Genomic DNA, 24,398 nt, shown 5'->3' on the forward strand with positions numbered 1-24,398 from the left:
GGAAATTCCGCAACTACCGGATCCGAGCCCTCCTCTACGCCGGCAAGCCCAACTGGGACCTACTCGACACCCTCACCCCCGCAGGAATCCGATGAGCCCGAATGCCACCCCGTGCCAGATCATCCGTTAGAAGATCCGTTAGAAGAATGGCCGGTGAACGACAAAGCCCTGGCCGCAGCAACGCTGTGACCAGGGCTTGTGTGGTGGCGGGGGTAGGATTTGAACCTACGACCTTCGGGTTATGAGCCCGGGGGTCGTCCTGAGCGTGTTCGATCCCAACCTTCGATGTCCGAACGGTCCCAGAGGACGCATCTGCCCTTGCTGACGATCGGTTTTGGGAATGTCGGGTATCGCTGTCGGTAGACACGGACCGCATTCGAACTCGCCAGGCCTAGGAGTTCAGCGACCTCGGCACTGTCGACCAGGTCGTGCGGGTCAACGCTTCTCGCCATCGGATACCAGTGTAGTTGCTCGAGCGCAACTACTTGACTAGAGTTGCGCTGACGCAACAATGCGTGGCCCCGGCGGTGCGGTAACACCCCGGGGCCTGGCCGGAACCCCTGGAGGTCCCGACGTGGATGAGCCTATGCATGCCTCGCGGCGCGTGCCCGAATCGTCACTTGCGTTCGAGTTGCAGGCCGTGGCTGACGGGCTGAGGGCGTCGGGTTCTCTGTCGGTTCAGTCGTTACCACGGGTGCTGGATCTGGTTGGCCGATTCGGCTCGTTCTGCCGTCGCGTGGGTCTCGGAGCGCTCGGCGAAGTCGGGCCGGCCGTTGCCGAAAGCTTCGTGCGAGCTCCGACTTCCGCAGGTGAGCCGTCTTCGGCGACTATGCATCTGCGTCGGTCGACGCTGCGGCTGTTGTTCCGCACCGCTCGCGACCTCGGGTTGGCCGAGTCGGATCCGACGTTGGACCTGGTGTTGCCGCCGCGGTCGTCGTTGAAGACGCGCTCGTTGATTGATGATGAGGTGGGGGTGTGTCGTGCGGCGGCGCATTCATCGTCGCGGCTGTCCGCGGCGTGGGCATTGGGGGAGGCGTCGCTTCGCTCCGCGGAGATCGGTCACGTGCGGGTCGCTGACGTCGATTTGCAAGGCGGTCGGGTATGGACTGTCGGCAGCGGCCGCACCGTCCCGCGCCGGGTCCATTTGTCGGAGTGGGGGGTGGTCCAACTCGCGCGGCGGCTGCAGCGGTGGGCCCGGACCTGCAGCGCCTCGTTGTCTATGACGGAAAGCGGGGGTCGGACTATCACCGCCAGGCCGCGTCGTGCGTCGCAGTCGCCGATGTGTTTCGCCGAGCCGGCCTCGCTAGCGAGCCCGACGTGCGGCCGTTGTCGGTGGTCGCCTGGGCGGGTCAACAGGTCATGGCGGAGACGGGGCGGATCGAGGAGGTCGCGCTCCGGCTGGGGATACGCAGCTTGGACCGGGCGGCGCGGCTGATCGACTGGAACTGGACCACTGACTCTGACGGCAACGACGAGCCCGCGGGCGGCTGAGTGGTGGCCGAGCGGGTCGAGGGGATCTCGTCGATCGAGAAGATAGAAGCGATTCTCGCCAACCCCGCCCTCTACGAACTCGGCGACGTCATCCCGAACTTGGATCCAAAGCGCGGCGGTCGGCCGCGTGACTACCCGGCCTGGACGTTGATCTTGTGGGAGGCGCTGTTGTCGGTGTTCGGTTCCGCTCGACGCGTCGAAGCCGAACTCGCGCACCCCCTCGTGTGGCGACTGATCCGCCGTGACGTTCGACGCCGATTCCCCGACGACGTCGAGATGTGGTTACCGGAGCGGCCAATGCGCCGCCACCACTATCTCTATGGCCGCGACCGCTACCTCACCGCCCCCGAGGTTCTTGAAGCGCTCGCCGAGCGGCATTGCGAACTCGCCGTCAGTCAGGCCCGCGAGATCGGCTTGCTCCGCGAGGACGGCGGCGGGTCATGGACCCATCCGGACCTGTCGCGCATGTTGTATGCGGATGGAAAGGTCGTCGCTCCGCTGTTCCGTGCCAGACCTGGCGACACCCGCGTCGACCCGACAACCGGAGAGATCACACCGCGGCGAGCCGAGCCTGACGCAGGGCGCACTGGGAAGGAACGGGCGAAGCCGCGTGGGGCACCAAGTTCGTCATGGTCGCCGCACGCACGACCGATGTGCGCGGTCGGATCATCCTCGACGTCGACTGGGTCCCCCAACCGGGCGGCGAAGCCGCCGCAGCGATGGGATGCTTCGAACGGCTCGTGCCCCTGTGCCCCGGAGCACAGGGCGTCATCTACGACACAGCGCTGCGTGGTGTCCATCACCAACGGTTGCTGCGAGACCTGGGCCTTCTCCCCGTCAACCGCGTCACCGCCAAGGTCAAAGGCGCCGACGACCCCCGCCGCGATGAGATGGATCAGCGCCAGGAGAAGCTCGTCTACGTCGAAACCAAGACCCTCACCGGACCGGACGGCACCGAGACGACCGTCGACGTCTACGCCCGTGGCGGGATGGTCGGTATCGGGCGGATGCTCGACAACGGCGACCTCGAGTTCATCGCACTACCCCGGGTTCGCACCCACCGGCGGACCAACAGCTCGGGTCGGTTCCGTTGGTACAACGAGTACGCGTTGCCGGACTGGGCCGGCGGGGGAGCAGTCACCGTCCGACTCCACGGAAACGCCGAAGACAAACAGCGCGGGTTCAACCGCACCGAGAACGTCCGACCCATCGCACCCGGCGACGACGACTTCGCCCGGCTCTACGCCAGACGCAACGACGCCGAATCCATCAACCGCCACCTCGACGACACCCTCTGGCTCGGTCGCGCCCACTCGGTCGGCCACGCCCGCCAACACGTCAACCTCATCGGCTTCGCCCTGAGCGTCAACAGCGTCGCCCTCCACGAACACCGACGACGACGCGAGCAAGTCACCGCCGCCTGAACCCACCCCGGCGCCCACCCGACGGCTTCAGCGCGTCTCCAACCGGCCCTAGAGGACCCCAGAGCGCCGCGCTGCGGCTGGTGCGGACCTCGGGAGCGCCCACCCGAGCCACCAGCCCACGTTCAGCTCGCCCCTAGACTCCGACCGCCGGGGTTTCGCGCCACCAATTCTCCCGGCCCCGCCCACGTAGCTCAGTCGGATAGAGCGACCGCCTCCTAAGCGGTAGGCCGCAGGTTCGATTCCTGCCGTGGGCGCTCGGTGATGTTGCGAGACATCTGCAAGGCCCGAACGTGCCCGGGCGCCGATGTGGCGTCGCGCGTGGCGTCGAGGCCCATCGTGCGGACGATGTCCCGGCGGTCGCGCGCGGGAGCAGTGTCATAGCGAATTGGTGGTCCGCCGGCCCACCGTGAGGCTGCAATTCGCTATGACACCGTCGCGATCGGGTGCCACTGGGCGGGCGCTGAACAACGTCGGCCCACCCTGGCCGCACCACGGCCTTGCAGATGTCCTGAACCACCAGCCTGCCGGTGGCGCCGAATCCGCTGCCCGGGCGATGAATCCTCAACTTTGGGGATCGGATTCTCCTCAATGGTGGCCGACCATGTGTGTGCAACGTTCCTCCCCTGGAGGAAGCGTCTGCCCCTGCCGGAGGCCCCCGTGTGCATACGGGGGCCTCCCTCGTTTTCCCTGAAGTGGTTTTCCGCGGATTTCACCCCCGCGCGGGTGTCGGTGCCGTGGGTGGTGTTGCTACTGTGCGGTTCTGCGGGCGGAGACCATTCGAGCGAGGTCAGGTGTTGAGTCGACGCGTCCGCATCTTCGGGGAGTCATCCCCGGCTGCCGCGAGCACGACCCGGGGTCACCGTTACCTCGGCGGGCTCGACGGGTTGCGCGCCCTCGCTGTCATCGCCGTCGTCGCCTATCACACCGGCGCTTCGTGGCTGCCGGGTGGATTCCTCGGTGTCGACGTCTTCTTCGTCGTCTCCGGGTACCTGATCACCGCGCTCCTGTTGCACGAACACGAGTCCTCGGGAGCCATCGACCTGCGGGGATTCTGGTTGCGGCGGGCGCGCCGACTGCTGCCGGCGGTCGCGCTCCTGGTCGCGGGGACGGTGGCCTTCATGGCGGTCGTCATGCCCTCGGACCTCGGCGGAGTCGGCGGCGAGATCGCAGCCGCGGCGACGTATGTGACCAACTGGTTCCTGATAGTCGAGGACCGCTCCTATTTCGACTCCTTCGGGCGCCCCGAGGTGTTCCAACACCTGTGGTCGCTCGCCGTGGAGGAGCAGTTCTACCTCGTCTGGCCCCTGGTTCTCGCGGGCGGCCTCCGTTTCATCGGAATGAAGCGGCTCGCGGCTGTGACCGTCGTCGGCATCGCCGCATCGACCACCGCCATGTGGATTCTCTACGAGCCGCTGACGGACACCTCACGCATCTACTTCGGTACGGACACCCGCGCGGCGGCGCTGCTCGTGGGAGCGCTGCTCGCCTTCGCGTGGCGACCCTTCGTGATGGGCTCGGCCGCGGCCCGCTGGGCCATCGGGCCCGCGGGTCGTCGCGTCGCCGACCTCTTGGGCATGGCCGGGCTCGTCGGCCTCGCCTGGTGGGCATGGGCAACCAGCGAGTTCGACGACCACCTCTACCGCGGAGGCTTCCTCCTCGTAGCTCTCACCACGGCGGTGGTGATCGCAGCTGTGGCGGTGCCCGGCTCAGTGCTCGCCCGCCTACTGTCGGTCGAACCGCTGCGGTGGGTCGGTGTCCGTTCCTATTCGATCTACCTCTGGCACTGGCCGGTGATCGTCGTCACCCAGCCGCGTCTCGACGTCGACCTCAGCGGGTGGCGCCTCCACGCGCTGCGGATCGCGGTGACCCTCGTCCTTGCCGAGGTGTCCTACCGGTTCGTGGAGACGCCGATGCGTCGTGACGGCGTCGGAGCGACCCTGCGCCGCTGGGCCGGCTCGGTCCGGGCCCCGTCGCTGTCGCTGCGGCCCGCGATGGTCGCAGTGGTCGTGGTCGCCGCAGCGGGCGGGTTGATCGTCCCCCGTGTCGACGCGGGTGGAGGAGCGTCCGTCGAGGTGGCGGCACCGCCTCCTCCCGCCGAGGGTGGACCAGCCGGGCCCGGTGGCGTGCCGGTCGTCCCCACGCCGGAACCGACGCCTGAGCCATCCGTGGCCCCCACACCAGACCCCGCGCCAGACCCCACACCGCCGGGCGAGCCGAACCCGGGCCCGAGCATCACGCCGACGCCCGACCCGACCGAGGTGCCCACGCCGGACCCGACCGAGGTGCCGACGCCGTCGCCCACGCCGGACCCGGGACCCGCCGTTCCCGGGCGCGTCGTGGCCCTCGGCGATTCTGTGATGCTCGGTGCAGCGGGTCCGCTGGGTGCGTCCTTCCCCGAACTGGTCATCAACGCGGAGGAGGCGCGTCACTGGACGAAGACCGTCGACGCGCTGTCGGAGATGGTCGCGGCGGGCCAGGTCGGCGACGTCGTGGTGATCCACACGGGCCACAACGGCCCCATCAACGCCGGGGCGTTCGACGCCATGATGGCGCCGCTCGCCGGCGTCGAGCGGGTGTTCGTGTTGACCGTGCGGGTCACCCAACGATGGCAGGATGTCGTCAACGCGGAGCTATGGGCGGGCGCGGCCCGCTATGACAACGTCACGGTCCTGGACTGGTACGACTACTCCCGGGACCAGCCCGGATGGTTCGTGGTGGATGGCACCCACATGGAGTACGTGGGCCAGCAGTGGTATGCGGCGTTCATCGCGGCGGCCGTCGGCGGCACACCACCGCCGGTGCCGCCCACCGACTGACCTGCGGGTTCAGCCTCTCGCAGCACGCTCCCGCGCTCGGACGCGGAAGCGCTCGAGGTCGGGTTCGATCGTGCGCTCGCGCTTCAGCTCGCTGAAGTTTTCGTAGCGCGCCAGCCAGGCGACGTGCGTCCACAGCTCGGCGGCCTCCTCGTCGGACGCCGGCGGATTCGAGATGACCGGGCCGAAGATGGCGGGGCCGGTCCCGCCATCCAGGCGGATCGTCGGCACGCCGAAGCTGCGGGTCTCGTCGCACAGCTCGGTGTGCTCGCGCAGGACCGTCTCCCAGGTGGTGTGGTCCTCCAGCGCCTGTGGGCACAGGCCCGCATCGAGGCCGGCGTCGCCGAGCGCGCCCTCGATGGTCGTGACGTTGTCGGGCGAGGCCACCTCGTCCCAGATCCTGTGTCCGAGCGAGGCGTAGTAGCGGTCGAGCGCGTCGTTGCCGAAGCCGTCGCGCACCGCGACGGCCGTGCGCAGCGCAGCGACCCCACGGGCGTCGGTCGGGTCGAACTCGGGAATGGGCCCGTCCCAGTTGACGATCGACAACGAGAAGAACGCCCAGGTGACCTCTACGAGGCCGAGTTCGCGGATCTGTCGGATCCAGCGCGACGTCTGCCAACACCACGGGCACAGGGGGTCGAAGTGGAACGAGATGGGCTCGGCAACGGCGGGTCTGTCGACGTCGGTCACGGGGGAGATTCTCCGTTTCGGCGGGGGTGAGATCGACGCTAGTGGAGTCTCGGTACGCACCGGTAGACTCGTGGCCCTATGTCCAAGATCTGCCAGGTGACCGGTCGCAAGCCAGCGTTCGGCAACAACGTCTCGCACTCACACCGTGCCACGCGTCGTCGTTGGGACCCCAACGTCCAGAAGCATCGTTTCTGGGTCCCGAGCGAGAAGCGGTGGATCACCCTCACCGTGAGCGCCAAGGGCCTCAAGACGATCAACAAGAACGGCATCGACCGCGTCCTCGCGGACATGCGGCGTCGTGGGGAGAAGGTCTGATGCCCGCCGGTAGCGACAAGCGACCCATCATCAAGCTCCGTTCGACAGCCGGCACCGGCTACACGTACGTGACCACCAAGAACAAGGTGAACCAGCGCGAGCGGATCGAGCTGAAGAAGTACGACCCGGTCGCCCGCAAGCACGTCCTCTTCCGCGAAGAGAAGTAGGCGTAGCCGACCAGATTCCGAAGCGGCCCGGAAGGGCTGGCCCGAGACACGCCCGCATCGTCGAGATGCGGGCGTTCGTCGTTGTGGCGGCTCAGTCGCCCGTTGTGTCGCGTAGGTCGAAGACCACCTTGACCGCCCCGCGGGGGCCCGCCTCGGCTGCGTGGGCGACGGCCTCCACGTAGTCGTCGAGGCGGTAGTGAGCCGACACGAGTCTGCCGAGCCCGGCCCGGCGCACGAGCTCGAGCGCCAGGTCGAAGGTGTGCACGGCCGATCCGTCCGGGAGCCGCTCGGTCCCGTAGGTGTAGGCCCCGACGACTTCGGTCTCGCGGTGCCACACCGGTGCCAGGTCGACGCCGATCTTCCCCGGCATTCCGCACAACACGACACGTCCCCGGGGTCGGGTCACCGCGACCGCGTCGCCGAACGAGCCTGCGGAGCCGACGGCGTCGATCGTCACGTCGGCGCCTCCGGAGAGGACCTCGCCCGTCATCCGGCAGCCGACCGCGCGTCGCACGGCACGGCGGATCTCGGAGGGTGCGACGACGAGATCGGCGCCCAGTTCCGCGGCGAGGCGTCGCTGGTGGGGGTACTTCGCCGTGGCGATGATCGTGGCCGCCTGCGAGCCGCTGCGCAGTGCTGCGATCGTGCACAGTCCGATCGTCCCCGCTCCGAGAACCACGACCGTGTCGCCGGGACCGACGTCGCCGCGCAGGGCCGCATGGATGCCGCTGGCCGTGGGTTCGACCATCACGGCCGCATCGTCGTCGAGATCGTCGGGGACCTCGTGGAGTTGGGAGGCGTGGGCGACCAGTTGCGAGGACCAACCGCCCCCCGTCGAGTGGCACGAACCGGTCTGGATCCCGGCTTCGATCGGGCCCGTGACCAGGTGGCCGTAGTCCAGGCCGTCTCCGGGGGCGGCGCCCGCGTGGGGCGGCGCCTCGCCGCGGGCCGCATGACCGAGCACGGCGTCGACGACGACACGCGTGTCGTCGTCGAGGGTCCCGACGATCTCGTGGCCGGGGACGAAGGGGAGTGAGACGAGCGGCTCGAAGTAGCGCGAGGTCCGGCTGGAGAGCGTGGCGAGATCGCTGCCGCAGATGCCCGAAAGCCGGGGCGCGACCCGCAGCCAGTCGTCGCCGGGAAGCTCGGGTGGGTCGATGTCGCGGACGCTGAGCGGTCCGACGCGTGCGCCGGAGCCGGGCCGCAGCGACGAAGCGATCCTCGCTGCGGCGTAGCGCGCCTCGCGGCGCTCGAAGAGGAGTGCCTTCACCGGGCCGAGGCTAGCCCCCGTCGCGTCGCCGACCGCTTTCGGACTCGGATCGGCACGCCGCCGTGCGACGGCGCGACGCTGTCGGCACACTGAGGGTCATGGATGTCGAGGCGAAGCGCGAACATCTCACAGAGGTTCTCGTCGCCGATGACCCCACGGACGGTCTATGGGAGATGGTCGAGACGGGTCTGGCCGAGGAGATCATCCCGGAACTTCCCGCGCTCGAACTCGAACAGGACCCAATCCACCGCCACAAAGACGTTCTCGCGCACACCATCGCGGTCACCGCCAAGACACGGGCGGACCTCGTACTACGCCTGGCGGCGCTTTTCCACGACATTGGCAAGCCCCGGACGCGGTCCTTCGACCACGGTGGGGTCACGTTCCGCCATCACGAGGCCGTGGGCGCCCGGATGACTCGCAAGCGCCTGGCCGCGCTGGACTTCGACGAGGCAGTCGTCGACGACGTCTCCGAACTCGTCCGCCTCTCGGGACGTTTCAAGGGTTTCAGCGACGGCTGGAGCGACGCGGCGGTACGACGCTACGCCCGTGACGCGGGTCCACTGCTCGGCCTGCTCAACGAACTCGTCCGCAGCGACTGCACCACGAGGAACCGTCGCAAGGCACTCGACCTGCAGCACCACGTCGACGAATTGGAGCAGCGGATCTCCGATCTGGCCGAGGCCGACCGCCGCGCCGCCGAGCGGCCGTTGCTCGACGGCAGCGCCGTCATGGACCACCTCGGGATTCCCGCGGGTCCCGAGATCGGCGAGGCGCTCGCCTTCCTCCTGGAGCTCAAGCGTCGAGAGCCGGATCTCGACGTGGAAGCGACGAAGCTGCGTCTCGACGACTGGTGGGGTCGGCGCGGCCCCAAGTGAGAACGGGGCCCCGCTGCAGTCGGCAACGCGGCCCGTCGTCGTTCAGTGTCCGCGGAAAACGGGTGGGCGCTTCTCGGTGAAGGCCGCTATCCCCTCCAGGTAGTCCGCCGACGCGTAGCAACGGTCGGTGGCGGCCACGGTGGCCGCGGTCGTCCCTTCGTAGGACGCCCGTTTCAGCGCGCTCAACGTCAGTGGCGCAAGTCGGGTGATCCCCGTGGCGACGTCCACGACGTGTGCTTCGAGCTCCGGGCCCGCGACCACGGCGTTGACGAAGCCGAGACGTAGGGCTTCCGCGGCGTCGAAACGCCGGGCTGTCAACAGCAACTCGCGTGCAGCTGTCGGTCCGACGGTCTCCACCAGGGTCGTCACCGCCCGGGGGTCGTAACCGACGCCGAGGCGGGCCGGTGGCACCGCGAACACGGCGTCCTCGGACGCGTAGCGCAGGTCGGCGGCCGCGGCCATCCCGATTCCGCCGCCCATGCACGGGCCGTGGATCATCGCGATGACCGGGACGTCGACGGCTCGAAGCGCCGCCTGGGCCCGGTGCTCGACGTCGTTGTAGTGGCGCGCCGCCGGGCCCGTCCGTTCACGCGTGAACTGAGAGATGTCCGAGCCGGCGCCGAACGCCTCGGTTCCCGCTCCCCGCACGATGATTACGGCCACCTCTGTGTCGACGAGCTGGTCGACGGCCGCCGGCACGGCACGGTACATCGCCAGGTCCATCGCGTTGCGGCGTTGCGGGTTGTCCAGGACGAGCCAGCCGATCCCGTCCGTGACCTCTGTGGATATCCGTCCCTCGCTCATGAATCGAACGGTACCGTCGCGTCGGATTCGCAGGATGGAGCCGTGGCGGGAGAAGCGCTGCGACGACTAGACAAGGGATCCCGGAGAGCGAGGGAGGTAGCGACGTGGCCTACGGTGGCGGACAGCCGATCTGGCGTGTCGCCACGCGCGAGGAGGCCGCGGTGCTGATCGACCACCTGCGCCGCGCCGGTGTGGGCGCGACGGTGATGGCCGGTCGACGCGACGGTTCGGGTCCCTTCGACATCACCGTGCGCGCCGACGACGTGGACTACGCGTGCAACGTCTTGGGTATCGGCGTCGTCGAGCCGTCCGGCCTTCTCGCCGGTCGCCCCGTATGGGTCCGCCTGGCCGGCCTGTTCCTCCTCGTCGCCGTGGTCGTGGTCGCCGTGGCGCTCGTACTCGCCGTGGCGCTGAACACCTCGACGTGACCCGACTCTCGACGTGACGGGCGTCGACATCGACGACCTGCGGGTCGTCACCGCCGACGACGTCGACCTCGCGGTTCTTCACCGGCGGGTTCGGGAACCCGTTGCGACCGTCGTGGTCGTGCACGGTTTCACCGCCCACCGGTCCCACCCCGAGATCGTCGCTCTCGTCGAGGCTCTCGGCGGTGACGACGTGGACATCGTGACCTACGACGGACGCGGCCACGGCCGTTCGGGCGGTGAGTCGACGCTCGGCGACCGCGAACGCCACGACGTCGCGGCGGCGGTCTCCGTCGCCCGGACCGACACCCCGGTGGTGCTCGTCGGCGTGTCCATGGGCGGAGCGGCGGTGCTCGGCTATCTCGACGAGCGGCCCCCCGGCTCACCGGAGATCGCCGGACTGCTGCTGATTTCGAGCCCGTCGCGCTGGCAGGCGAAACCGAGCTTCGTGACCGCCTACGTGACGTTCATCACCCGGACCGCGCCGGGGCGGATGCTCGCCCGGTATCACCCGGGCGTGCGGATCGCGAAAGGCCTGCGGCTACCTACGCCCCCGCGGGAGAGAATCAGTCGGGTGTCGGTGCCCGTGTGGATCGTGCACGGGCGCGCGGACCGGCTCCTGGACCCCGCGGCCGCCGACGAGCTCCACGCCGCGGCGGCGGGCCCGGCCCGGCTCGATCTCGTCGACGGCATGGGTCATGCACTGCGGGAACCCGGCCTCGCCGCGGCCCGGCGCGGTCTCGACTGGATCCTCGCGGGCGCTGCTCACGACGACGGCGGATAGGCCTCCGTCCCCTGAGTCCACCGCGTCGCTGATCCCACGCCTCGCGCCGAACGTCAGTCGGTGAGGATCCGGTGGCCCTCTCGGAAGAACCCGAGGGCGCGCCCGCGCTGGTCGTCGGCATCGAGAATGTCGGCGTATCCGAGCTCGGCTCCGGTGAACGCGTTTGAATCCCAGAACGCGTCATCGGGCACCGAGGCCCACGGCGCTATGTACAGATACGGCGCGTCGTGTGCGGTGTCGCCAGGGGAGGCGCCGTAGGTGGCGCGCCGACCCGAGTCGCCGTCGCCGATCTCGATGGCGACGTCGAAGTGTCCCGGCCAGAGCTGGACCCTCGATACGTCCAGGGCGCCGCCGGTCAGCCGCATCTCTTCGAGCACCGACGTGGCGAAACCGAACCAGTCGGCGACGAAGTCCGCCCCCTCGGGGGTGATGGCCAGGGGACGATCGAGGTCGCCCTGATCGGGGCTGTCGTGTTCGGCGGCGTCGGTGCCCGGCGCCAGATCCAGATGGGCGGCCGCCGCGTTGAGCGTCGTGAGTTCCGTGGACGCCACCGCACCCGCGCTCTGGAGGACCAGGCGTCCGTCCTCGACGCGGACCTGGCGGTCGTCGTCGAAGAACGGTGTTCCGAAGCCGCCGCGGGTGAAGCGCAGGCCGAACTTGCCCGTCGAGACACGCCGCGCCTCTGCGACCAGGGAGTAGGCGACGCGGTGGAGGTCCTCGCGCGCTGCGACGAGCCCAGCCGGTGGTTCGCGTAGGGGTGCCCAGGCGCCGAGCCATCTGGCTCGGGCGAAGTGCGCGATCGCGGTGTCGGCGCGTGCCAGGTCGTCCCAGGTGGTCGTGCCTGCCGTCGTCGGCGTGACCGTCGGCCGGGTGCGGTCGACGGGAACGGCCGGATCGTCGGCGAAGTCGGGTGCGCCGACCGGCGGCGGGCTCGGCTCGAGCACGTGGGCCAGGTACCCGTCACCGAGAAGGCTCTGCGCCTCGGCCCGGGGGTCGTGGGCTTGGATCATCGTCGTCCTCGGATCGGGGTCGCGACAGGCGTGCCGGCCACTGGGGTGTCAACGGTAGGCGACCCCGATGATCGACCGGTGCGGTCCGTCGCGCCGGGTGGTGCGGCAGACTCAGGTGATGGAGGCAGAAGCCCGGTCAGACGGACACGGCGACGGGATCGACGACGACACCGCGCGGTGGGCGCCGTCCGGGCCGTCCGCCGAGGAGATCGAACTGATCGTCGACGGTGATCTGCCGACGCTCCGCGCCCGCAGGCGGGGCGGATCGGGTTCGGTCCTCGCCGCGGCGATGCTCGCCGTAGGGGAGATCATCGAACCGGAGAAGACGACCGTCGAGGTCGAACAGGAGGCCGGGGACCCCGACGACGCACTCGACGGCATCCGCCTCGACTTCGGCGACCTCCCACCTCTGAACTGAGAGTCTGCGCCCCGGGTCCGGTTGCGTCGTTGGCCCGCTGCCGGAGACGGCACACTGTGGCCATGACACATCCCCGCAGGGCGCTGGTCACGGCGCCACTTCGTGGTGAAGCGCTCGACGCGCTCCGCCGACTCGCCGAGGTCGAGCTCGACCCGTGGATCGATCACACACCGATAAAGCTGCACGGCCCCGACGACCTCGCCGAGCGCCTCGACCGCTGTGGTGCGACGCTGCTCGTGTGCGAAGCGGACTTCGTGTCCGGGCCGGTATTCGAAAGGCCGCTCGAGGTCGTGGCGGCCACCCGTGGTGTGCCATCCAACGTGGACCTCGCCGGTGCCACCGCGGCGGGGGTGCCGGTGGTGTGCGCGCCGGGTCGCAACGCGGACGCCGTGGCGGAGTTGACGATCGGCCTGCTGATCGCGCTCACGCGACGCATTCTCCCAGCCGATCGCGATGTGCGGACAGGCAACGTGTTCGGTGAGACCCTGCCGTACCAGCGCTACCGGGCGTGGGAGATCGCCGGTCGCACGGTTGGCATCGTCGGCTACGGCGCGGTCGGCCGCGCTCTCGCCTGGCGTCTCGAAGGTCTGGGGATGAAGGTGATCACGAGCGACCCGTTCGCCCCCGACGCCTCCCACGAGCTCGACGACCTGCTCGCGGAGTCCGACGTGGTGTCGGTCCACGCCGCCGTGACCCCTGAAACGATCGGGATGTTCGACGCCGCCAGGTTCGCGGCGATGAAGCCCGGTGCCGTGTTCATCAACGCGTCGCGTGCGGCCCTGCACGACCTCGACGCGCTCGTCGCGACGCTCGAGGGCGGTCACCTCGGTGGCGCCGCCCTCGACCACTTCGACGGCGAGCAGCTCCCCGAGGGCCACCCCCTCACCCTGCGCGACGACGTGGTGCTCACCCCCCACATCGGGGGAGCCACCTACGACACCGAGACCCGCCACTCAGCGATGGTCGTGGCCGACATCGAGCGGGTGCTCTCGGGTGTCCGGCCCGAGCGTCTCGCCAACCCGGAGGTCTGGAATGTCCGCACCTGAGGCCCTTTCGACGCGTGACGGTCACCTCCCGGAGCTCGAGGAGGTCGCGCGCGTCGCGCGCGAGATGCACCGCATCGGGCTGGTCGTCGGGACCGCCGGGAACGTCTCGGCACGGCTCGACGACGGGACGTTCGCCCTCACGGCGTCGTCGGTGCCGTATCCCTCCATGGACAGCGACGACGTCGTGCGTGTCGACGCGGCGGGCGAGATGGTCGACGGTCGGGGATCGCCCTCGTCGGAGAAGTCGCTCCATCTGGCGTGCTACTCCCGCCACCCGGAGGTGGGCGGCGTGGTCCACTGCCACCCGGCGTATGCGTCGATGTTCGCGATCGCCCACAGGGCGATCCCGGCGGTCATCGAGGAGGTCATCGTCTACATCGGTGGCGAGGTCGCCGTGTGCGACTACCGACGCACCGGTAGCGAGGAACTGGCCGACGTCGTGTCCGAGGCCCTCGGCGATCGCAGCGCGACGCTCATGGCGAACCACGGTCTGGTGTGTGTCGGGCGCGATCCCGCGGACGCGTTGCACGCCGCCGAGGTGGTCGAGCGCACCGCTCAGATCGTGTGGGGGGCGACGGCGCTCGGTGGAGCGAAGGAGTTCGACGAGGGTGTCGTCTCGGATTTCGCCGGCGTCTACGCGTTCATCCGCTCGGAGATGTGGGGAGCGGCGGAGGCGCTCTGAGCTCCGACCCCAGGGGCGGCGACGGCGAGCGCCCGCACCACCGCCTGAAAACTGCGAAGGCGGCGGACCCGGTGGTGGCGCCGAGCCCGCCGCCTGGGCGGTGATGGTGATTATCAAGTTACTGGACGAACGGGGCGCGCGTATCGCGGCCAGCAGGAGTGTTGCAAGACTGCAATGTTTCGGGGAACGACCGCGGCACGTGCAACGACGACTCCTCGGGCGACTGTCGCAGCCCGATGCCTTCATGTGAACGCCGCGTCACGTCGACGTCAGACGCCGATCACCCGACCGTGGCCGAGCCTAGAATCATCGGGGACAGCAGTCTCCATGGAAGGTGGGTCATGCGCCTCTTCGGACGTGACAAGACCAGAATGCCCACCGTGGCCGAGGCCCTGCCCGGGCGGCCCGACCCCATCACCGTCGCCGAGCGACACTTCGTGCTCGACGCGCCGCTGCGTGAACCGTTCCCCGATGGCTTCGAGCGGATCATGGTCGGCATGGGCTGCTTCTGGGGCGCGGAACGGATGTACTGGCAGGTCGAGGGCGTCTTCACCACGGCCGTCGGCTACGCCGCCGGCGTCACCCCCAACCCGACGTACGAAGAGGTCTGTTCCGGTCTGACCGGTCACAACGAGGTCGTCCTCGCCGTGTACGACCCCGCCGTCGCCAGCTACGCCGAGATGGTCTCGGTCTTCTGGGAGGGCCACGACCCGACACAGGGCATGCGCCAGGGCAACGACGTGGGCACCCAGTACCGCTCGGGCCTCTACGTCTTCGACGACGCCCAGCGGGCTGTGGCCGAGAAGACCCGTGACGCGTACCAGCAGCGCCTACAGGAGGCGGGGTTCGGGCCCATCACCACCGAGATCGCCGACGCCCCCACCTTCTACTACGCCGAGGACCACCACCAGCAGTACCTGGCGAAGAACCCGAACGGGTACTGCGGCATCGGTGGTACCGGCGTGTCCTGTCCCGTCGGGCTGACCGCCGGCGACTGAGCCGAGCCACCGCCCACCTCCGGTCAGGCCGCGTCGTCGAAGTGGCGCTGCGCGGCGAGCGCCGCGACGTCGAGAGCCCGGAATCGCAGGTTCCCTCCGAGGTCGTAGGCGGCCAGGCGCCCTTCCTCCACGAGCTCGCACAACTCGTGGCGGCTCACGCCGAGCGTGGCCATCACGGCCCGGTCATCGACGAGGTCGATGGGACGGGGCGCGAGCCGGATCGGGTCGCTCGGGCGGGTCGGCGACGTCGGTGTGGTGTCGGCATTCATGGCTTCTCCTCGTGGTGGCCTCGGGGCGCTCCCGCCCCGCCCGATCACCGTGGAGGTCGCCGGTCCCGCAGGAGATCGCGCTCGTATGAAGTTTCGTCATACGTCGCTGGGTGGGCGCTACCGTGACGGTGTGCGCCGCAGGCTGACGATCTCGATCGATGCCGACCTGCACGACGAACTGCGTCGGCGGGTGGATAGCGGATCCATGTCCGCGTGGTTCGAGGACGCGGCCCGCCGGCGACTCGACGCCGAGGCCGACGACGAGCTGCGCAGCTGCGCGGCCCGGATCGGTCCGGACGACGACCTGGGTGACCTCCGTGCCCTGCGGTTCGCGTCGACGGGACGCGACGACCCGCCCCGCCTTCCGTGGGCGGCGTTGCGCCGCGGCGAACCGGGGGAGTCATCGCCGTGATCGACGAGCCCGCGGGCCTCGACGTCGCCCGCCGCGGTGACGTGTGGGTGACGAACGGGGGCACCCTCCTGGTCGTGTTGCAGGTCGACGCGCTCGGGCCCCTCACCACGGTCGTCGGGGCGGTGGTCGTGACGGAACCATCCGGTGTCGGCGAGCCGCTCCGGGTGCCCGTCGGTGCGGGCGAGCCGGCCGCCTGGGTCAAGACGAACGTGATCGTGACCGTCGAGCGCGCCGAACTGGTCCGGCGCATCGCCCGCCTCGGCGGCGACACCCTCGAGCGGGTCGGCTCCGCCGTGGCGCGGGTGCTCGGTGTCGATCGGCGGGCAGCCGTCCCCGGCCCCGCCGCTGTGTCCGGTCGGGCCTGACCCCGCGGGTAGCGTGACCGCGATGAGCTCAGGTTCCGGGACGGTCGCACGCGCCCGCCGCATCTGTTCTGTGGTGATCCTCGCCGTCGCGTGCGCGGTCGCCGTCGCTGCGCCGGCCGCGGGTCAGGATCTGGACGACCGCGCCGATGTCGCAGTCGCCCTGGACGTCGATGGCTACGTGGTGACGTCGGACTCACGGGCGGACATCAACGACGTCGAGGCCCTGGCGGCCGCCGTCGACCCGGCCACGGTCCCCTGGTATCTCGTCTTCTCGGGACCGGTCGACGAGAGCCCCTCGGTCATCGCAGAGGACCTCAGGGCGCGTCTGGCTCCAGCGTCGGTCGTGGTGATGGCGGAGCTCGTGGACGACTCCACGGCGTCATTCGACGTCGGAGTCGCGAGTGACGCCTACGACGATGCCGCCATCGACGCCATTCTCGACGGCGCCGCCAACCGTCTCGGTGACGATTCGACGCCCGTCGAGGTGGCTGCGGCCATCCTCGCATCGGCGGAGTCGGTCCCTGCATCTGTGCCGTCGTCGGGAGGCGCCGCGTCCGGGGAGAACCCCGCGGGTGGTTCGGGCGGTGGTTCGGGGGTCGTGGTTCTGGTCGTGCTCGTCGTGATCGCCGCTGCGGCGGTCGTCGGCGTCGTCGTCATGCGTCGGCGGATCCGCTCTCGTGAGACGCGTGACGTCGAAAACGCGCGCGCCGAGATCGCCGAGCAGCTCGCGGTGGTCGCCAACGAGATCCTCGACAACGCGGACCGGGTGAAGCTGTCCGGCGACGAGCGCGCCATCGACGCCTACCGGCTGGCGAGCACCGCATACAGCGAGGTGGCCGACGCGATCGACACGACGACGGACCTCATCGAACTGGGCGTCCTCAACGACCGCATCGACGAGGCCCGGTGGCGCATCGAGGTGGCCGAGGCGATCGTGGAGGGACGTGAACCACCTCCCGAGCCTGTCGACGAGCATGACCGGGCGGCGTGTTTCTTCGATCCGACCCACCGTGCGGGCACACACAGCGCGGTCATCGACGAGGGCGGCCGGGAGCGCACGGTGCGGGTCTGCTCGGCATGTCGCGACCGGCTCGACCGCGGGGAGAAGCCCGAACCGCGCCTCGTGACGGTCGGTAAGGCCTCGGTCCCCGCGGCGCGTGCCCCGAGAAGCCACGGAGGCCTCGGCCTGGGCGGACTCGACGTGTTCGATGTGATCGGCGCCGGCACCCGGATGCCCCACACCTGGGGACAGCCGTCGAGACGTCGGTCTCCAGCGAGTCGCAGCGGGGGCGGCCGCCCCGCGGGTTCCGGCCGCCGCAGGATGGGGGGCGGATCGGCGGGACGGGGTCGACGACGCTTCTGATCCCGGTCCCGAAGGCGGCTCCGCAACGACGACTTCAGCCCTGGTGACCGTGGGCCGATAGCGTCAGGGGCGCCAGTCACGCGGATCGAGGAGCAAGCGACATGTTCAAGCGCATCTGGGGCTACCTGCGGACCCTCTTCAAGATGAAGGCCGAAGCCGCGATGGACCCCGAGGTCGAACTCGAGCAGGCCATCGCGGAGGCGAGGACCCAGGACCAGACGCTGCGCAACCAGGCCGCCAAGGTCATCGCCCACCGCGAGCGCCTCGAGTCCAAGATCGAGGACATGGCCGACGAGGTCGCCCAGGCACGCGAGATGGCCAAGCAGGCACTTGTGAGGGCCGACAAGGCGAAGACGGCGGGCGACACCACCGAACTCGACAAGTGGACGAACGCCGCATCGAGCCTCGCCATGAAGCTGCAGGCTTCGGAGAACAACCTCGACGGCCTCAAGGAGCAGTACGAGATCGCCCTCGACCAGGCCGAGGACGCGAAGCGTGCCGTGCAACAGAACGCAATGCGCGTCCAGGAACTCGCGGCGAAGCGGATGGAGCTGCTCGGTCAGATCCAGCAGGCGAAGATGCAGGAGACGGTGAACTCGGCCGTCCAGTCCATGTCGGCGACCCTCGAGACGGACGCCCCGAGCCTCGGGCGCGTGGAGGACAAGATCTCCCAGCGCCTCGCGGAGGCGAAGGGGAAGGCGGAGCTGCACTCGGTGACGCCCGAGGGTGCCGAGGTCGAGCTGCGTGAGGCGGTCTCGCTCGCCCGTGCCGACGACAAGTTGGCGGAACTGCGTGCCGAGCTCGGCCTCGACAAACCCGCCGGGGAGCTCGGTAGCGCGAACTGACGGGCGCGTCCCGCCCGCGTCGCGCCACCTCAGGCCATGGTCGCCGCCACCCGTCACCCTCGGAGGGTGACGTCGCGGGGGGTGGTGGCGGGTGTGGTCGTCGCGCTCCTCGCCGGCGCCTGCACGGTCACCGTCGACGGACTCGACAGTGCCGCCGACACCGGCATGCTCGGGGTCGAGGCCGGTTCGGACGTCGACGCCGTCACGAGCGTCGTGGTGGCCGACGTCGAGGCCTACTGGACCAGGGTGCTGCCCGAGGTCTGGGGTCGTGACTTCGTTCCCGTGGCCGCGATCGCCCCGTACGACTCGGTCACCGGCCCGGTCGAATCCCTGCCCGAGTGTGGCGGCGAGAGGGTCCCCCGTGAGGAGTCGGCCAACGCCTTCTACTGCGGGGCCACCGACACGATCTACTGGGACCGCGAGGTCCTGTTCGCCGACCTGCTCGACGTGATCGGTGACCTCGCGGTCGCGACCGTCGTGGCTCACGAGTACGCCCACGCGATCCAACTCCGCACCGGGGCCTACGACGACGTGGGCGACGACGCCGACGAGGCGATCGTCCTCGAGCTCCAGGCCGACTGTTACGCCGGGGCGTGGCTCGGGGACCTGGCCGGGCGACGCGATGCCCGCGACGACGGTGAGTTGGACGAGGCGGCTGCGGGTCTGCTGGCTGTGCGCGACCCGGTCGGCACGGGGGCGGCTGCCGAATCGGCCCACGGCAACGCCTTCGATCGGCTGTCGGCGCTGACCGAGGGGTTCGAGGACGGCGCAGCCGCGTGTGCCACCTACCCGGCCGTGCTCCCGCTCGTCACCGCCCGGACGTTCGCCCGCTCCGAGCTGGCGACCGGCGGCAACCTCCCCTTCAGCGACCTCGCTCCGCTACTCACCGCGGGCCTCGACGAGGCATGGGCGGCGTTCACCGGAGAAGGCGGAACCGTCGCCGGTGACGGTCGGCTCCGTCCGGAGTCACCGCCGGTGATCGAGATCGTCGACGGTCGCCTGGCCGCCCGATCCTGTGACGACGCCGATCTGGCTCCCGGGGACCTGAGGGGTCTGGCCGTGGCCTGTCCCGCGGACGGACTCGTCCTGGTCGACGACGAGGACCTCGTCGGGGCCCTGATGGCTCTGGGGGACTTCGCCGCGACCTACCCGATCGTGCACGCCTGGGGTCAGTTCTTCTTTCCGGGTGATCCCGACCCGGTCGCAGTCGGAGACTGCGTGGCGGGGGCGTGGAGCCGGGCGGTCTTCGACGGGGACCTCCCGCTCACGCTCTCGCCGGGCGACCTCGACGAGGCCGTCGCGTCGTTCTCGGTCTACGCGCCACCCGAGCCGGCATCGACGGTGCGGGTATTGGACTCGACATTCGCGCGCTTCGGCGACCTGCGGCGTGGATTCGTCTCGGGTGTCGCCGCGTGCGGCTCCTGACGTCAGCCCCCGGCTTCGGCTCGCACCTCACTGATCGCGTTCAGCCCCCGAGTTCGGCTCGCACTTCACTCATCGCCTCGATCGTTTCGACCGCGACCTCCGAAGGGACCGACATGACCCTCACGACGATGTCGCTGAAGCCGATCTCCGCGTAGGTGGCGAAGGATTCGGCCACCTGGGCCGGCGAGCCGTACGCGGGAGCGGCCGGGTCGAAGCCGCGGTACCCGCGCTCGACGAGGTCGTCGCCGAGTTCGCGGGCACGGGCGCCGTCGGCGGTGATGATCACATCGCGTCGCAGGATCGCCCGTCCCGGTTCCCGCCCGTGTCGCTCGCAGGCCTGTGCCCACAGGGCGTACTGATCGGTTGCGGTGCGGGGCGTCAGCTCGGGCCCTGCGTACCAGGCCGCGTCGAAGCGGGCGGCCCGGTCGATCCCCGGTCTGGACGCCGCGGCGATCCACCACTCGACGCCTCCGGGCGGTGCCGGTTCGATCCGCGCCCCGCTGATCCCGAGGCGTGGGAGGTCGACGGTCCCGCCGGCGAGCAGGTCGCGCACGGCGGCGAGGTTCTCGTCGGCGACGCTGCCCCGGGTCGACTCCTGTGCGCCCATGGCGGCGAACTGCTCCGCTCCTCCACCGATGGCCGCCTGGACGATGAACGGCTCGCCGGCGAGCGCCGCGAGGGTCCCGATCTGTTCGGCCATGAGGACCGGGTTCCACAACGGGACGAGGAACAGGCACCCCGCCGGGCGGTCGTCGCCCCACTCGGCGAGCAGGCGACCGAGCATGGGGACGTTCTGGAGGTAGGTGATCGGCGTTGCGTGATGATCGCCGAGCGTGAGGCTGTCGAGGCCGGCCGTCTTTGCGGCCTGCACACGGGCGATCACCGTCTTCACGGCGGAACGGGCGTCGAGCCCGGGGTGCGCGCTCGCCACAGAGATCCCCAGTCCGAGTGTCACCAGACGATCCCCGCCCATGTGCGGACATCGTCGACGAACGCGTCGGGCTGTTCGGCCGCGGCGAAGTGCCCGCCGGAGGGCTGTGTGGTCCAGTGGACGATGTTCTCGAAATACTGCTCGGCCCAGCGCCGCGAGACGCGGAAGACCTCCTTCGGGAAGATGGTGGCGCCCATCGGCACGGTCACCGGTTCGGTCGTGAAGATCTCGTCGAAGCTCTCCCAGTAGAGGCGACCCGACGATCCGCCGGTGGCGGTCACCCAGTAGATGGTGGCGTTGTCGAGTAACTCGGTGCGGGTGAACACGGTCTCGGGGTGGCCGTCGCAGTCGGTCCATGCCCAGAACTTCTCGATGTTCCATGCGAGCTGGCCGACGGGTGAGTCGGTGAGGCCGTAAGCCAGCGTCTGTGGGCGGGTCGCCTGCTGCTTGGAATACCCGGACTCGTGGTCCTCATAGTTCTTCATACCGGCGATGCCGCTCTGCTCGGCCTCGGTGAGGTCGTCCATCGTCGCCGGGTCCGGCAGGACCAGCGGGGCGAGGAGGTGGATCCCCGCGCAGTGGTCCGGGTCCACCTGGGCGAGGCGCGTGGTCACGATCGTCCCCCAGTCGCCGCCCTGGGCCAGGTAGCGCGGGTATCCGAGCCGGTCCATCAGCGTGGCCCACGCACGCGCGATGCGGTCCTTGCCCCAGCCGGTCTCGCGGGGGCGATCCGAGAAGCCGTAGCCGGGCAGCGACGGGATGACGAGATGAAAGGCGTCGCCGGGGTCGCCTCCGTCGAGGGTCGGGTCGACGAGGCGGTCGATCACCTTCTGGAAGTCGGCGAAGGACCCGGGCCAGCCGTGCGACATGATCATCGGGCGGGCCTCGCGATGCGGCGAGGTGACGTGCAGGAAGTGGATCCCGATGCCGTCGACCGTGGTGCGGAACTGGGGCCAGCCGTTGAAGAGCCGCTCGCGCTCGCGCCAGTCGTAGTCGTGGAGCCAGGTGTCGCACAGGTCGCGCACGTAGGCCAGGGGGATTCCCTGCCCCCAGCCGATGTCGTCGATCTCGTCGGGCCAGCGTGTCCTGACGAGTCGTTCGGTGAGGTCGTCGAGAACCTCGTCGGCAATGGAGATCTCGTAGGGATGGACGGCGTCGTCACTCATCGCGCCATGGTGGCACGTCGTCGGCGTGCGAGACCGACGGTGTGGGCGTCGGCTGTCGCCGTGGTCAGCCGAAGGTGAAGTACCCGCCGTCGACCACGACGGTGTCGCCGACCGCCGTGGCGAACCAGGCCTGACCACCGTCACGCCAGATGCTCACGTCGAGCGTGTCGCCGGGCATGACGGGTGCGGAGAATCGGGCCGCCATCGTCCTGAAGGCGTCGGGGTCCGAGTCGCACAGCGTGTGCAGCAGTGCCCGGCCGGTGAAGCCGTAGGAGCACAGGCCGTGCAGGATCGGCCGGTCGAATCCGGCCAGCGCTGCAAACGCGGGATCCGCGTGCAGCGGGTTGCGGTCGCCGCTGAGACGGTAGATCAGGGCCTGGTCGGTCCGAGTCGCATAGGTCACGACATGGTCCGGGTCCCGCTCCGGGCGCGGCGGAGGACCTTCTTTCGCCGGGCCGCGCTCGCCGCCCCAGCCACCCTCACCGCGGATGAACATCGAGCTCTCGAGGCTGAACGCCGGGGAGCCGTCCGCTGCGTCGACGGCCTCACTGGCCAGCACGACGAGAGCCGCCTTGCCCTTGTCGTAGATCCCGGTGACCGTGGCCGTGATCTCGAAGTCGCCCGCGGTCGGCAACGGCTTGTGCAGAGTCAGAGACTGCTCGCCGTGCACGAGCAGCGCCCAGTTGAAGTCCCCGATGTCGCCGATCGGGTTGGGTCCACCGACACCGGGCCCCTTCGTGACGCACATCGTCGGCAGCGCCCGCTGGGTCACGCCGTCGGAGTTCTCGGTGGTGAACTCGAGCTCTGAGCCGGTCGGGTCACTCGCTCCCGCTCCGACCCCGAGCGCGTAGAGGATGCAGTCGGTGGAGTTCCAGCTGACGGGTGTCGCCGGGGTCGCCGCGCCGACGGCGTCGGGGTTGATGGCCATGGGAGGCTCCTCAGGTCGCGATGTCACGATGCGGCGCGCACCGTAGTCCCAGCCGGCGCCTGCCGGAAATCCCGCCGTCATCCGTAGGGTGTGGCAGCGCGCCAGAGCCCCTTGGGCCGCATTTTCGCCGGCGCCGGCAGTTGGCTACAGTCGACGGCGTTGTAAGCGCTTTCAACGCGGAGAGCGATAGGGGACGGGTTGCAGTCAGGTGAAGAACGCGCCGAAGCGGGCGCCGAGCCGGCCGACGCCGGGGAGCACGCCGCAACGGGTGGCGGTGGCCCAGCCGGTGTCCCCGGCACCCGGCGTGCCCGGATCGACGACGTCGCCCGGCTCGCCGGCGTGTCCGTCGCGACGGTCTCCAGGGCGCTACGGGACCTCCCCAACGTCGCCGCCGGAACACGCCACCGCGTGCACGAGGCGGCGTCCGCCCTCGGGTACAAGGCCGATCCCAACGCCTCGCGCCTCGCCTCGGGTCGGACCCGCACGGTCGGTCTGGTCGCCCCGCTGTTCGACCGGTGGTACGCGAGCACCCTCGTCGCAGGCATCGAGCGGGTGCTGTCCGCGGCGGACTACGACCTGTTGATCCTGTCGGTCGAAGACCCGTCGTGCCGGCACGACTTCTTCGAGCGGTCGGATGCGTTCCAGTCCCGTGTCGACGGGCTCGTCCTGGTCGACTTCTTCGTCGAGCCCGGATACCGACGGATGCTCGAGCGTCTCCGTGTGCCGGTGGTGACGATCGGGGAGCGCATCGATCCCCACCCGGGGCTCTCGGTGGACAACCACCTCGGTGCGCGCCTCGCCGCCGAGCACCTGATCCAGCTCGGACACACCCGGATCGGGGTGATCTCGGGCCACGTGGTGGCGGGGCACGAGTCACCGGTCCCCGGAGCACGGATGGCGGGTTTCCGCGAGGCGATGGGCGCCGCGGGGCTGGCGTTCTCCGACGAGCTCGTGGCCGACGGCGAGTTCACCATGCAGGGCGGGGAGCTCGCCATGGCGTCACTGCTCGCGATGGGCGACCCGCCCACCGCCGTGTTCTGTTTCTCCGACGAAATGGCCGCCGGGGCGCTCGAGGCTGCGCGGTCGCTCGGTGTCGCAGTGCCGGGGGACGTGTCGATCGTCGGCTTCGACGACCACGACTTCGCCGCCGCGGTCGGTCTCACGACCGTGCGTCAACAGGTCCGGATTCTCGGGGAGCGCGGCGCGGGTCGTCTGCTCGCGGAGATGGCCGAACCCGGTGCGGGGGGACCTCACGAGGTGTGCGACGTGGAGCTCGTCGTGCGCCGCACGAGCGGAGCTGTGCCGGTGCGCGTGAGGTGACGACCGGCGCGGACCGTCGGGCCGTGGGTGCCCGCACGCGTTGATCGAACCGTGTGGCTGGGTTATGGTGCAAGCGCTTACAGTCCTGACGAACAGCCGGGGCGACAAGGTTGTCGACCAACCGTGTCATGGGGAACGGCGGGCGGCATCAACAGTCAC

Annotated in this window: 26 protein-coding genes and 1 tRNA gene; 19 read left to right on the forward strand and 8 right to left on the reverse strand. The window is 69.8% G+C overall.

Annotation, left to right across the window (positions count from 1 at the left end):
- Positions 1 to 1,188 precede the first annotated feature (1,188 nt).
- The 4 genes from RIE08_17095 (at position 1,189) to RIE08_17110 (ending at position 5,731) form a co-directional block, all read left to right on the forward strand.
- Positions 1,189 to 1,491 carry a hypothetical protein gene (locus RIE08_17095; GenBank protein ID MEQ8719327.1) on the forward strand — a complete coding sequence of 101 codons (303 nt, stop codon included), beginning with the start codon at positions 1,189 to 1,191 and terminating at the stop codon, positions 1,489 to 1,491.
- Between the two features lie 629 nt (positions 1,492 to 2,120).
- The gene (locus RIE08_17100; protein ID MEQ8719328.1) at positions 2,121 to 2,915 is read left to right on the forward strand and encodes a hypothetical protein; all 795 of its coding nucleotides are present in this window, start codon (positions 2,121 to 2,123) and stop codon (positions 2,913 to 2,915) included.
- A gap of 180 nt (positions 2,916 to 3,095) precedes the next feature.
- A tRNA-Arg gene (locus tag RIE08_17105) sits at positions 3,096 to 3,169 on the forward strand.
- 537 nt (positions 3,170 to 3,706) lie between these two features.
- Positions 3,707 to 5,731: an acyltransferase family protein gene (locus RIE08_17110; GenBank protein MEQ8719329.1), complete on the forward strand. Its 2,025-nt coding sequence runs from the start codon at positions 3,707 to 3,709 to the stop codon at positions 5,729 to 5,731.
- 9 nt (positions 5,732 to 5,740) lie between these two features.
- On the opposite strand, the gene RIE08_17115 is transcribed toward RIE08_17110, so the two are convergent.
- On the reverse strand, positions 5,741 to 6,418 hold the full coding sequence (locus RIE08_17115; protein ID MEQ8719330.1) for a DsbA family protein: 678 nt from the start codon (positions 6,416 to 6,418) through the stop codon (positions 5,741 to 5,743).
- A 78-nt stretch (positions 6,419 to 6,496) separates the two neighbouring features.
- Between RIE08_17115 and rpmB the strand changes: the two genes are divergently transcribed.
- The gene (rpmB, locus tag RIE08_17120) at positions 6,497 to 6,733 is read left to right on the forward strand and encodes a 50S ribosomal protein L28 (GenBank protein MEQ8719331.1); all 237 of its coding nucleotides are present in this window, start codon (positions 6,497 to 6,499) and stop codon (positions 6,731 to 6,733) included.
- Positions 6,733 to 6,900, forward strand: a complete 168-nt coding sequence (gene rpmG / locus RIE08_17125; GenBank protein ID MEQ8719332.1) for a 50S ribosomal protein L33 — start codon at positions 6,733 to 6,735, stop codon at positions 6,898 to 6,900. The genes rpmB and rpmG overlap by 1 nt, the downstream gene beginning before the upstream one ends.
- Positions 6,901 to 6,991: 91 nt before the next feature.
- Here rpmG and RIE08_17130 read toward each other — a convergent pair whose 3' ends face one another.
- Positions 6,992 to 8,170 (reverse strand): zinc-binding dehydrogenase, encoded by a 1,179-nt coding sequence (locus RIE08_17130; protein MEQ8719333.1) that lies wholly within the window; start codon positions 8,168 to 8,170, stop codon positions 6,992 to 6,994.
- A gap of 98 nt (positions 8,171 to 8,268) precedes the next feature.
- Here RIE08_17130 and RIE08_17135 point away from each other — a divergent pair, with 98 nt between their 5' ends.
- Positions 8,269 to 9,048: an HDIG domain-containing protein gene (locus RIE08_17135; GenBank protein MEQ8719334.1), complete on the forward strand. Its 780-nt coding sequence runs from the start codon at positions 8,269 to 8,271 to the stop codon at positions 9,046 to 9,048.
- A 42-nt stretch (positions 9,049 to 9,090) separates the two neighbouring features.
- Here RIE08_17135 and RIE08_17140 read toward each other — a convergent pair whose 3' ends face one another.
- Positions 9,091 to 9,852: an enoyl-CoA hydratase-related protein gene (locus RIE08_17140; GenBank protein MEQ8719335.1), complete on the reverse strand. Its 762-nt coding sequence runs from the start codon at positions 9,850 to 9,852 to the stop codon at positions 9,091 to 9,093.
- A 104-nt stretch (positions 9,853 to 9,956) separates the two neighbouring features.
- Between RIE08_17140 and RIE08_17145 the strand changes: the two genes are divergently transcribed.
- Entirely contained in the window at positions 9,957 to 10,280 is a 324-nt protein-coding gene (locus RIE08_17145) for a hypothetical protein (protein ID MEQ8719336.1), read from the forward strand.
- Positions 10,281 to 10,293: 13 nt separating this feature from the next.
- On the forward strand, positions 10,294 to 11,061 hold the full coding sequence (locus RIE08_17150; GenBank protein ID MEQ8719337.1) for an alpha/beta fold hydrolase: 768 nt from the start codon (positions 10,294 to 10,296) through the stop codon (positions 11,059 to 11,061).
- 53 nt (positions 11,062 to 11,114) lie between these two features.
- Here the strand turns inward: RIE08_17150 and RIE08_17155 are convergent, their stop codons facing one another.
- Positions 11,115 to 12,071: a hypothetical protein gene (locus RIE08_17155; protein ID MEQ8719338.1), complete on the reverse strand. Its 957-nt coding sequence runs from the start codon at positions 12,069 to 12,071 to the stop codon at positions 11,115 to 11,117.
- Positions 12,072 to 12,189: 118 nt separating this feature from the next.
- Between RIE08_17155 and RIE08_17160 the strand changes: the two genes are divergently transcribed.
- The 4 genes from RIE08_17160 to msrA all read left to right on the forward strand — a co-directional run bounded on the left by RIE08_17160 (position 12,190) and on the right by msrA (position 15,215).
- Positions 12,190 to 12,489, forward strand: coding sequence for a hypothetical protein (locus tag RIE08_17160; protein MEQ8719339.1), 300 nt, complete (start codon positions 12,190 to 12,192; stop codon positions 12,487 to 12,489).
- Positions 12,490 to 12,551: 62 nt separating this feature from the next.
- Positions 12,552 to 13,535: an NAD(P)-dependent oxidoreductase gene (locus RIE08_17165; protein ID MEQ8719340.1), complete on the forward strand. Its 984-nt coding sequence runs from the start codon at positions 12,552 to 12,554 to the stop codon at positions 13,533 to 13,535.
- Complete coding sequence (locus RIE08_17170; GenBank protein ID MEQ8719341.1) at positions 13,522 to 14,217, forward strand: class II aldolase/adducin family protein; 696 nt, start codon at positions 13,522 to 13,524, stop codon at positions 14,215 to 14,217. Before RIE08_17165 ends, RIE08_17170 begins: the two co-directional genes overlap by 14 nt.
- Positions 14,218 to 14,558: 341 nt before the next feature.
- Positions 14,559 to 15,215, forward strand: coding sequence for a peptide-methionine (S)-S-oxide reductase MsrA (gene msrA, locus RIE08_17175; GenBank protein MEQ8719342.1), 657 nt, complete (start codon positions 14,559 to 14,561; stop codon positions 15,213 to 15,215).
- A gap of 23 nt (positions 15,216 to 15,238) precedes the next feature.
- Here the strand turns inward: msrA and RIE08_17180 are convergent, their stop codons facing one another.
- Positions 15,239 to 15,484, reverse strand: coding sequence for a helix-turn-helix domain-containing protein (locus tag RIE08_17180; protein ID MEQ8719343.1), 246 nt, complete (start codon positions 15,482 to 15,484; stop codon positions 15,239 to 15,241).
- A gap of 85 nt (positions 15,485 to 15,569) precedes the next feature.
- Here RIE08_17180 and RIE08_17185 point away from each other — a divergent pair, with 85 nt between their 5' ends.
- The 5 genes from RIE08_17185 (at position 15,570) to RIE08_17205 (ending at position 19,894) form a co-directional block, all read left to right on the forward strand.
- Positions 15,570 to 15,896: a hypothetical protein gene (locus RIE08_17185; GenBank protein ID MEQ8719344.1), complete on the forward strand. Its 327-nt coding sequence runs from the start codon at positions 15,570 to 15,572 to the stop codon at positions 15,894 to 15,896.
- Positions 15,893 to 16,261: a type II toxin-antitoxin system PemK/MazF family toxin gene (locus RIE08_17190; protein MEQ8719345.1), complete on the forward strand. Its 369-nt coding sequence runs from the start codon at positions 15,893 to 15,895 to the stop codon at positions 16,259 to 16,261. The genes RIE08_17185 and RIE08_17190 overlap by 4 nt, the downstream gene beginning before the upstream one ends.
- Positions 16,262 to 16,283: 22 nt before the next feature.
- Positions 16,284 to 17,624: a hypothetical protein gene (locus tag RIE08_17195; GenBank protein MEQ8719346.1), complete on the forward strand. Its 1,341-nt coding sequence runs from the start codon at positions 16,284 to 16,286 to the stop codon at positions 17,622 to 17,624.
- Positions 17,625 to 17,725: 101 nt separating this feature from the next.
- The gene (locus RIE08_17200; GenBank protein ID MEQ8719347.1) at positions 17,726 to 18,469 is read left to right on the forward strand and encodes a PspA/IM30 family protein; all 744 of its coding nucleotides are present in this window, start codon (positions 17,726 to 17,728) and stop codon (positions 18,467 to 18,469) included.
- Between the two features lie 66 nt (positions 18,470 to 18,535).
- Complete coding sequence (locus RIE08_17205) at positions 18,536 to 19,894, forward strand: neutral zinc metallopeptidase (GenBank protein MEQ8719348.1); 1,359 nt, start codon at positions 18,536 to 18,538, stop codon at positions 19,892 to 19,894.
- A gap of 40 nt (positions 19,895 to 19,934) precedes the next feature.
- Here RIE08_17205 and RIE08_17210 read toward each other — a convergent pair whose 3' ends face one another.
- The 3 genes from RIE08_17210 to RIE08_17220 form a co-directional block, all read right to left on the reverse strand.
- On the reverse strand, positions 19,935 to 20,849 hold the full coding sequence (locus tag RIE08_17210) for an LLM class flavin-dependent oxidoreductase (protein ID MEQ8719349.1): 915 nt from the start codon (positions 20,847 to 20,849) through the stop codon (positions 19,935 to 19,937).
- A complete protein-coding gene (locus RIE08_17215) occupies positions 20,846 to 21,991 on the reverse strand; it encodes an alpha/beta fold hydrolase (GenBank protein MEQ8719350.1) in 1,146 nt (381 codons plus the stop codon). Before RIE08_17215 ends, RIE08_17210 begins: the two co-directional genes overlap by 4 nt.
- A gap of 64 nt (positions 21,992 to 22,055) precedes the next feature.
- Complete coding sequence (locus RIE08_17220; GenBank protein MEQ8719351.1) at positions 22,056 to 22,919, reverse strand: MaoC/PaaZ C-terminal domain-containing protein; 864 nt, start codon at positions 22,917 to 22,919, stop codon at positions 22,056 to 22,058.
- A 198-nt stretch (positions 22,920 to 23,117) separates the two neighbouring features.
- Between RIE08_17220 and RIE08_17225 the strand changes: the two genes are divergently transcribed.
- Positions 23,118 to 24,239 carry a LacI family DNA-binding transcriptional regulator gene (locus RIE08_17225; protein MEQ8719352.1) on the forward strand — a complete coding sequence of 374 codons (1,122 nt, stop codon included), beginning with the start codon at positions 23,118 to 23,120 and terminating at the stop codon, positions 24,237 to 24,239.
- Positions 24,240 to 24,398: the final 159 nt, after the last annotated feature.

The sequence above is a fragment of the Acidimicrobiales bacterium genome (genome assembly GCA_040219085.1).
In the GTDB taxonomy this organism is placed as follows: domain Bacteria; phylum Actinomycetota; class Acidimicrobiia; order Acidimicrobiales; family JAVJTC01; genus JAVJTC01.